The organism is Streptomyces sp. NPDC059816 (assembly GCF_042732055.1).
GTDB lineage: Bacteria > Actinomycetota > Actinomycetes > Streptomycetales > Streptomycetaceae > Streptomyces.
In genome coordinates, this window is the sequence record NZ_JBHWIQ010000016.1 from 205,511 (window position 1) to 214,526 (window position 9,016).

Sequence of the window (9,016 nt, forward strand, 5' to 3'; positions counted from 1 at the left end):
TCGCACGCCTGGAACGTTATGGAGACGGTCCACCGGAGCTCGCCGACATCACCCTGCCAGCATTCACTGAGGCTGACGCCGCACCTCACGGGTCAGAGATAGCGGCGGGAAAACGATATGGCTCACGAGGCGAACTGCCTTTGGTGCACGAGGTGACAGATCGTGCACTCTTGGGTATCCACCCGGCAATCCCTCTGCCTGACCACCCTATGCATGGGCTATCCGCAGAGCTCCCGTCGTACGTGACACGCGACATCGACGGAAAGTTGCGCGATACACTGCATTCACATGCTACCGGGAGTGTTTTTGCGGTAATTGTGGGTTCGGCCGCCTCCGGCAAGACGAGGACTGCTTACGAAGCAATCAAGACGGCCGCGCCGACGTGGCGCCTTCTCCTTCCAGCGACGGCCGAAGAGTTGCGGTCTACGCTAGATTCCAATATCCCTTTGGCGCGCACTGTCATCTGGCTTGATGAGCTGCAGAATTACCTGGGACCTGGTGGGCTGGATTTTGTCACAGTCCGACGCTTGCTCATCGATCCAGACAACCCGGTGATTTTGATTGGGACCATTTGGCCAAATTTCTTCAACGAGCAGCGCTCGGGAGGGCAGGGCCTTGTTGCCGGTTGGCAGCCTGGCGAGAGCAGCCGCAATGTCCTTGACTTAGCGAAGCGCTTCGACCTACCGCCGCATATCACACGCACTGAACGTGATCGCGCTAAGTTTCTTGCTGCCACTGACCCCCGAATTGAGGAGGCTTTGACTCAGGAACGGGCAGGAAACCTCACCGAGGTGCTCGCCGCACAACCGGATCTGCTCCGTTACTGGGAAAATCCCGACAATGTATATGGAGCGGCTATCGTCGCGTCTGCGATCGATGCCCGGCGCTGTGGCCATCGCGACCCCATCCCGGCAGTTCTGCTGGAGCAACTGGCCCCTCACTATTTGACTGCTGTACAGCGCGCCAAGGCGGCGCCAGATTGGTTTCCAACGGCCATGGAATGGGCCTGCACCTCTGTTAGGGGAACTACGGCTCCCCTGAACCCATCGGCGAAGCGTATGGGGCACGTTGACGGTTACCATCCTTCCGACCTTCTGCTGCAGCAGGCTTGGGATACGCGCGATGACGCGAGTATCCCGCATGAAGTCTGGCGCCTGCTCGTCGACGAATCCAGTCGAGAACAGTGCAGTCGCATCGGAGTTGCGGCATGGAACGCGTCTCGGATCGATCTGGCCGACAGAGCCTTTCAGCGTGCTGTGGCGACTGAGGAGGATGTGGACGCACTAATCGGCCTTGCCGCCATGCACCACAATGAGGGGAGCCCGGAGGTAGCCCGGGACTGGGCACGGCGTGCGGCTGCGACGAGCCACCGCGCTGGTGTGGCGGTCCTCGGATTCATGTTGGACATGCATGGTCAAGGCGAGGCGGCGCGCGAGGCGTTCCTCCCCGCTGCCGAGGCCGGGGACCAGGACGCGATGCGCGACCTCGGATCGCTCCTAACGCGGCAGGGCGATCTAATTGGTGCGCATTCATGGCTTCGTCGTGCTGTTGAGGCCGGCAGTGTCGAGGCAATGCGGGACCTCAGTGAATTGGAGGATCAGCGGGGCAACAGGCAGGCTGCCCAGTACTGGCTGAACCGGGCAGCTGAGGAAGGCGACGTCAAAGCGATGGCCGCTTTGTCAGATCGCTTGCGTCAAGAGGACCCAGAGGCTTCGGCTTCTTGGTTAGCTCGGGCAGCCGCTGCAGGTCATCCCGATGCCGCGACGGAACTGGGTAGCCACAAGCTCGCCCAAGGCGATCACGAGGCTGCGCAAGAGATTCTCCGAGTGCCTGCACACATGGGCCATTCTTTCGCCATGCTCTTGTTCGGTGTTTCCTATCACAATCAGGAGGACTACGGGACTGCCTTAATCTGGTTTCGCAGGGCTGTTGAAAGTGGGCTGGACGGTGCAATTCCCTTCTACGGCAGACTCCTGGCAGACCTTGGGCACGTTGATGAGGCGCGTATCTGGCTCAAACGGGGAATTGACAAGAAACAACATGCCGCCATGCGCTATACGGCAGAACTTCTTCGCAAGGAAGGCAAGCTTACTGAGGCGACCCGGCTGGACCGGCGCGCCGCCTCCTTGGAGCGTGAGGAGCAGGGAGGCCGAGCTCGCGCGGCGGGTGGCAAGGAAAAGCCAAGGAAGCGCCGCAATCGCAGAACGGGGCCTCAAAACCCTGCCACCAAGAACGATTCCTCGAGTGAACAGCCTCCACTCGGGAACGACTGCGCAAGCGAACAGGGCATCGAGCCGATCAGGCTCTTCCTAGGGCGATCGCCTCGTCAAAGCTGATGACTTCGCGGGCGTCGGGGCGGTCCACGATGGCCGTGAGTCGCGCAGATCGGCGAGCACAATGCTGGCTGCGCCGGAGCTGCTGAGTAACGCGTCGGCGTGCGCTTTCACGATGGGGTCCGCTGTCGACATTCGGGGAGGTGGACAGCCCGGTGCAGATGTGGAGGGTCCAGCGGACACCAACCCCAGGAAGTCCTGCGCAGAAGCTGACGCTGCATCACACTGCTCAGACACGACGCCGACGGCATTCCGAGGGTTCAGGTATCCGACGCTACCGTCACGCGAGGAAGCGTCCTCCGACGATGCCCGGCGCATCCTGCGCCGAGTCCGACCCAGCCACGCGCCCCTGCATGTCACAGATGTGCAGCTGGTCGACGTCACCGCGGACAGCACCACCAAGACGATCACCTGGGAGCGGCTCGCCACCATCCCGCTCGGCGGCGCGTAGCGAGCGGGCCGGCACGCCGAGGGCGTCCCGGCCCGCTTCGCGTGGGTCACTGAGGCGGCAGGTTGCCCTCCCGGATCATCCGGCGCAGGCTCGTCCTGGAAGCCGCGAGGTCGTCCTCCAGCGCCGCAACTTGGAGCTGGAGTGCGGAGGTCTCCGCTCGTGCCTCATCCCGCTCGCCGGTCAGCCGCTGCGCGGCCACGGTCAGCTCGTCGATTCGCGCTACCAGGTCCGCGTTGCCGAGCTGGTCGAGCTGATGGCCGAGGCTGCGCTGCAGTGCCGCCTTGAGCTGGTCGCGTTCCTGACGCAGTGCGCGGGCCTCGGCCCGCGCCAGTTCAAGGTCAGTCTTCAGGCTGATGGCGCTCACGGAGAGACCGGCCGCCCGATCGTGCGCAGGCTTCAGGATCTGCTGCGTGCGGGCCTTGTCGATGTGCTCGCGGACACCGTCCGCGTAGACCAGCCAGTTGGAGACCTTCGCGCGCCGACGGACCTCGGCGAACGTCACGGGCTCCCCGGCGGCCACCATCTGGTCCACCACCGTCAGGGCCCGGGCGCGTTTGCGGGTGCTGTCGAGGCGCCGCGCCTCCACCAGGACGTGCGCCGACTTCCCCCGGCCGCTCATCCACTCGTCTCCTGTCGGTTCACCACGGTCAACGGCAGCAGAGTCCGTCCGTCGCGCGCACCTTACGGAGCACGCGGCTCGCTTCCTGGATCTCGGCCCGGATCTCCTCGGGAAGGTCGCCCATACGTTGGTTCATCCGCTCGATCACGCCCTGGAAGGCGGTGACCTGGTCAGACAGGTTACAGATCACGAAGTCGTCGACTCCCATGGCCTCCGCCATCTCGCGGTCCGCCTTCAGCTCTCGTACGTGATCCTCGATGGCGGGCAGGTACGACGGGTCAGGCCGGTAGAATCCACAGCCTGCGCACTGAAAGCGGATCGGGCACTTCTGCCCGCCGGCCTTCACGTTCGACGGCTCGGTGCAACCGCCGAAGGGAACCGCGACCGACTTCTGCTCGTAAGAGACGCCCGAGGGGAACGGCGCCGTGTTGCCGTGGCGGTCAACGGCGTGGAGCCGCAGCGTCTCCACCGCCTGCCGCTTCCGCTTGATCGTGACGCGGTAGTACCCCATCGTGGTGGAGGCATTTCGGTGATCCATCAAAGCCATGAGGACGTCGAGCGGGGTCCCCGCGTCCGCATGCCGCTGCGCGTAAGACGAGCGGAAGGCGTACGCGAAGATCTTCGACCGGTCGAAGGGAAACGGCGAGCCGTCTTCGCCGGGTGCGTCGGAATCGATCTTGTCCAGGCCATCCACCCACGCCCGCAGCACCTGGCCGAACTCGTGGCTGCTCAGGTGCGGTGACTTCGCAACCTCGCCGATCGCCGGGAACAGGTAGCCCTCGGTGTGCTCGGGGAAGGACAGCTCAAGCCGCCGGCGCTTCCACGCCAGGATCGCCTCGGCCGTGACCCTCTCAATCGGCAGGTACCGCTTGAGGCGCTTGCCCTTGAAGTTGTCCCAGATCAGCGTGTACTCGCCGTCCTCATGACGCAGGCAGTCCAGCGCGAGCCCGCAAAACTCGCGCGGACGGCGGCCGGTGTCCCTGCAGACCACGTACGCGGTCTGCATCAGCCAGTGAGTGTCCTCCGCACTCAGCGGCCCGTACACGCGGTCGCGCCCGATCGAGCCGAGCTGTCCGTCGAGCTGCCGGATCACGTATTCCGGGATGGCCTTGCCGGCCTCGTCCTCCTCCTGCTCCTCCATGACCGGGATACGGTGATAGGACTGCACCGCGAACTTCGGCGACAGCTCGGGCAGCAGGCCCTCGCGCCGGGCGAACTCCAGCAGGTCGCCGAACTTCCGCTTGCGCTGTTTGCGGGTCGCATACGCGTACAACGACCCGTCCTGCTGGGTGGCGACCGCGCAGGCATCGACCACAGCGTCCATATCGACCAGCCGCAACGCCGCCGGATCATGTCCGCCGCCAGGGCGCAGTGACGGGGCAGTCGACGCCACGATGCACGCCTTCCGCGTCGCCGCGAACTCCTCCGAGTCCGGCTGCGTCAGACGGGCCCAGCTGATCAACAGGCTCCGCAGCCCGCCCTGTTGAATCTCCGCCAGGGAGGCGGTGCCACTGCGGGTCCGCCATCCCGAGCGCGTCTTGGTCGACGACAGGCCAAGCGTCCGCAGGTCAATCGTGTCCTGCTGAGCCGGGTCGACCCCGCGGAACTCGCTGTACCCGGCGTGCACCCAGCGGATCAGCTCGTGCGCGGTGTAGAGCCGATTCGTGCCACCCGCCGGGAAACGGTCCGGATCGACCGCGGCCAGGCTGCCCTCGTCCATCAGCAGATCAATCGTCTGCCGCACGGTCCCCGGCGCGATCTTTGCGCCGCGTGCCTCTCGCCTCTGCAGTGCGTAAAGGAATTCGAGGCGGGCCAGCGGTGCCAGAGGAGCGAGCGAGAACTGGTGCGGCGCCATCCACGGGGTGTCCCGCTCCGCCCACTCCGCCTCTGCTCGGACCGTTCCGCGCCGGATCGCCTCCCGCCGACGTCCTCCGTGATACCGGCACAACAGGCTCTTCCCCGAGGCCACCTGGTCGTCGCACCCGGTGACCAGGCATCCGGGCCGGGCCGCCATGGGCTCGGCAATCACGGTCGCCCACTGCTCCCGATCCGCGTCTGGACGGTCACGCCGGTGACGAGTCCACTTCTCCCTGTGCGACGCGCACAGCCCCCCGGCTTCGTCCTCACGACCGCAGCGGACACCACGTCGGGATACCGAGCACTGGCGCTCGGTTCCGGTGGCCCGGTCGCGGCCAGCACTGGGAGCGATGACGAGTTGGTCGGCGATCAGCCCCTCGCGCCGCATCCGTGCGGTGCAGCTGGGGCAGGCGCCGCCCTTGGTCAGGGACGGTCGACTGCATTCCGCCACCTTGCACGGGAACACCCAGGTGAGCGGGTTGGTGAAGTCCCCGGTGAACAACAGTGCTTCAGGGTTCCACTCGTTGGGCCGCCAGGCGGCCACGAGATTGTTGACCAGCCAGGTCTCCCACGCGGCCGAGTCGACCGGGACGGGGAGCTCGTGGACGAGCGTGGTCGATGCGAGGCTCATCGGACACCCGCCAGTTCTCGCCGGGCCGCTACGTTCTCGACCGCGGTCCTCATCTCCCCGTCGGTGATGTGGAGGTAGAGAGCGAGGGAGGACGGCGACTGGTGTCCGAGCAGCGCGGAGACGACATCGCGCGGCTCGCCGGAGCGGATCCACTCGGTCGCGGCGCTGTGCCGCAGCATGTGCGGACGGACGACCAGGCCGACCCGGCACGCCAGCCGGTCGAACATGTCCTTCACAGCCGAGTACGTCATGGCACGGCCGATAGACCCACGGAAGAGGCTCACGAAGACCATGTCGCTCGTCCATGCCTCCGGGGAGAGCACCGCGACGTCATCGCGTTCATGGACATAGTCGACGTACAGGCCGACTGCCAGCTCGGTCACCGGAATTGCCCTGGACACCGGCGACTTCGCAAGCGCGCCATTGGTGTTGATCCTGCGACGCACATGAACGTGCGGGCCCGCTATGGAGCAGCCCAGCGTTCGGGAATTGGACAGCAGGTGCATGTCCTCGCGGCGCAGCCCAAGAGCCTCGCCGATGCGCATGCCGGTCACCCAGAGCAGACCGACGAGGAAGCGGTCCCGGGCGCGGGTCGTGCCGAGCACCACTCGGTCGACTTCGTCCGGGGGCAACCACGCAATCCCCTCGTCGGACACCGTGAACTTGAGCTCCGACGCCTGGATCGTGCGGAACTGCCCGTCCTCCCCGGCCTGGTACCCGCGCGGCAGATACACGAGGTGCTTCTCGTTGGACAGCTGCATCCCGACGTCGACGGGGACCCATTCCTGCCGGACACCGAAGCGCAGAAACTCACACGTCGTGGTCACCACGGCGTTCGCCGACCGCTTCTTCCGGAACCGCGGCTCCAGTGGTTCCCTTCGGCCGCGGGCCGGCAGCGGCACATCGACAAGCCAGTGCAGAAAGCCGCTGATCTGGTTCATCGTGGGGTTCTGCCACGCGGTGCCACAGCTGCGGCGTACGAGAGGTAGAGAGCGGTCCTGCCGGTGTAGTTCCGCTCTGTGTTCGAGGACAGCCCGCGGCAGCGAAGTGACGCGGCGAACGTCGTGCCTTCGGGATGCAACTCGTACGTCCCGGTGTCGACGATCACCCAGGCGACCTTGCCTGTAGTGGGAGATACCGCCTTCTCGCTCCGGAACCTCCGCTCTATCTGACCAGACGTAACAGACATGCCTATCAACTGCTGGATACCCTTCAGGATGTACGGCGTTCCCCCTGAGACCAGACGTCCCAGAGAGGAAGATCATCCTGGAGATAACGCTCTTGATGTGAAGCCAGCACTCCTCCACGCAGGTGATCGGAAACTCCCGCAGGACTGCCCGCCCCCGGGCGACGAGCGACCTCCAGCTCGCGGTCCTGCTCGTGTGGGGTGAGATACGCGTGGAGCAGGGTCTGGCCCTCGGGCCACACATCCTGGGCATGCTGGAACACTAACGGCTTCATGACCATGCACCGCAGGTAGCATCTCGACCCCGAACGCGCTTCTAGCGTAGGCGAGTTGGGTACGGTCCGACCGGCAGTACGGGTTGGTCGGGGGCGGAGGCGAATCATGAAGAGTGCGTACGTCGGGCTCACGGCGTTCGAGAGCAGAGCGGGCGAGGCCGCCCGGACGCTGCTGCGCAACCAGGGGTACGACGGCGGGTGGGGCCTCACCCTGACCTCAGTTTCGTCGATCGTCAACACCAGCGAGGTCCTGCCGATTCTGCGGGCCGCCGGCATCGCCGGACAGCCGGTTCGCCAGGGGCTCGACTTCCTCACCAGCGCCATCCCGGAGCACTCGCGGCCACGGCCAAAAGGCGGCCGTGGCGAGCACACCCGGTTCATCGCCTTCGGCCTGGCCGGACTGCTGTCCCACCCTCGTTTCTTCCATCACCACGGCGTCGCGGAGACCGCAGCCTGGTGCGTCGGCTGGCTGGAGGACCATCAGGTCGACCATGGCTGGCCAGAAGTCCTCGGACTCGACGACACCTCGCTACACCAGACCGCCCTGGTGGTGCACCGGCTCGCCGAGCTCAGAGATGCTCTCCATAACTTCGGACCCGGACTCCTCTTACCCGGCGGGGTGGAGACCAGCAGCCTCCTGGAGCGCGTCGAACCGCTGATCGACCACGGAGTGCACGGCCTGCTCTACCACCGGCGCCCCAGCGGGGCATGGGGGTGGCGTACCTACATCGACACCGATCCGAGCCCAAGTAAAACCGCGCTGTGTCTGCTCGCGCTGTCGACCGTCTGCTCGGGAACAGGGCCCGGCGGGGAGCCCGCCTATCGGGACGGCCCGCGGGAGGCGTGCGGGGTGCACGGCCCGGTGCGGCTGAAGCGGCTGTCCGACGTGGTCGTCGAGGCCGGCCAGTGGCTGTTGTACAACCACCACCGGTGGGAGGAGTTCGTCGAGGATGACAAGGACGTGCAGGGCACGGCCTGGGTGCACATGGCGTACGCGCTGTGCACCCAGGCCGCCATCCGGGCCGGTGCCAGCCCGCGCGATCCCTGCCTCGCCAAGGCGTGGAAGTTGATGAACGGTCTGTGGGACCCGGAGGCCGGACTATGGAACGAGCCGGGCGCCTCGGGCAAGCGCGCCACCATTCGGGCCGCGTACTACACGGTGTCGGCCTACGAGGAAGCGATGCAGCGTCTGGCCCGGATGAACCTTGCCGACCCCGCCTCCGAGGAGGCAAGCGAAGCATCGGCCGAGATGGTCATCGTCCATGTCGCCCTTGGTCCTGGCCGGACGGTCCTCCTGGGGGCACGCGACAGCGAAGGGAACGTGGCGTGTGAGCTGTCGGAGCGCCTGTTCGACGTGGTGAAGGTCGTGTACGACGCTCCTGAGGCCGGAATGTCGACCGAGGGGATCGCGGCGAGGCTCTACGTCGCCCCGTCCTCGGTGCCCAAGTACGTTCAGCGCCTCAACCAGGCCGTCTCTGCGGCCTTCGGAGGTGCCCCGGCCCGGCTCCTGCTGGCCAGCACGGTGGACGGGGCCAGCGGTTACCGACTCGCAGGACGGTAGGCCGCCTAAGAAAGTGTTGGGTAACTGATCAGTCGCATCCTGTGATGTGCTGGTGGTGATCTCCATGGTTGACGCTTGCGTGAAGATCACCGTCATGTGTGTC

5 protein-coding genes are annotated in these 9,016 nt (G+C 65.8%); 2 read left to right on the top strand and 3 right to left on the bottom strand.

The features are described 5' to 3' along the window. Positions 1-242: 242 nt before the first annotated feature. Positions 243-2,336, top strand: a complete 2,094-nt coding sequence (locus tag ACFV88_RS22130) for a tetratricopeptide repeat protein (protein WP_385493451.1) — start codon at positions 243-245, stop codon at positions 2,334-2,336. A 494-nt stretch (positions 2,337-2,830) separates the two neighbouring features. Here the strand turns inward: ACFV88_RS22130 and ACFV88_RS22135 are convergent, their stop codons facing one another. From ACFV88_RS22135 to ACFV88_RS22145, 3 genes are read right to left on the bottom strand one after another with little or no spacing between them, the layout of a single operon-like run. Continuing rightward, positions 2,831-3,403 carry a DUF6262 family protein gene (locus ACFV88_RS22135; RefSeq protein WP_385493436.1) on the bottom strand — a complete coding sequence of 191 codons (573 nt, stop codon included), beginning with the start codon at positions 3,401-3,403 and terminating at the stop codon, positions 2,831-2,833. 28 nt (positions 3,404-3,431) lie between these two features. Beyond that, a complete protein-coding gene (locus tag ACFV88_RS22140) occupies positions 3,432-5,891 on the bottom strand; it encodes a tyrosine-type recombinase/integrase (RefSeq protein ID WP_385493437.1) in 2,460 nt (819 codons plus the stop codon). Continuing rightward, entirely contained in the window at positions 5,888-6,832 is a 945-nt protein-coding gene (locus tag ACFV88_RS22145; RefSeq protein WP_385493438.1) for a tyrosine-type recombinase/integrase, read from the bottom strand. The genes ACFV88_RS22140 and ACFV88_RS22145 overlap by 4 nt, the downstream gene beginning before the upstream one ends. A 626-nt stretch (positions 6,833-7,458) precedes the next feature. On the opposite strand from ACFV88_RS22145, the gene ACFV88_RS22150 reads away from it, so the two are divergent. Next, complete coding sequence (locus ACFV88_RS22150; protein WP_385493439.1) at positions 7,459-8,913, top strand: hypothetical protein; 1,455 nt, start codon at positions 7,459-7,461, stop codon at positions 8,911-8,913. Positions 8,914-9,016: the final 103 nt, after the last annotated feature.

What these genes read in the sequence shown, in the direction of transcription:
- ACFV88_RS22140 (WP_385493437.1), bottom strand. Translation starts at nt 5,891, where the DNA reads ATGAGCCTCGCATCGACCACGCTCGTCCACGAGCTCCCCGTCCCGGTC.
- ACFV88_RS22150 (WP_385493439.1), top strand. Translation starts at nt 7,459, where the DNA reads ATGAAGAGTGCGTACGTCGGGCTCACGGCGTTCGAGAGCAGAGCGGGC.
- ACFV88_RS22135 (WP_385493436.1), bottom strand. Translation starts at nt 3,403, where the DNA reads ATGAGCGGCCGGGGGAAGTCGGCGCACGTCCTGGTGGAGGCGCGGCGC.
- ACFV88_RS22145 (WP_385493438.1), bottom strand. Translation starts at nt 6,832, where the DNA reads ATGAACCAGATCAGCGGCTTTCTGCACTGGCTTGTCGATGTGCCGCTG.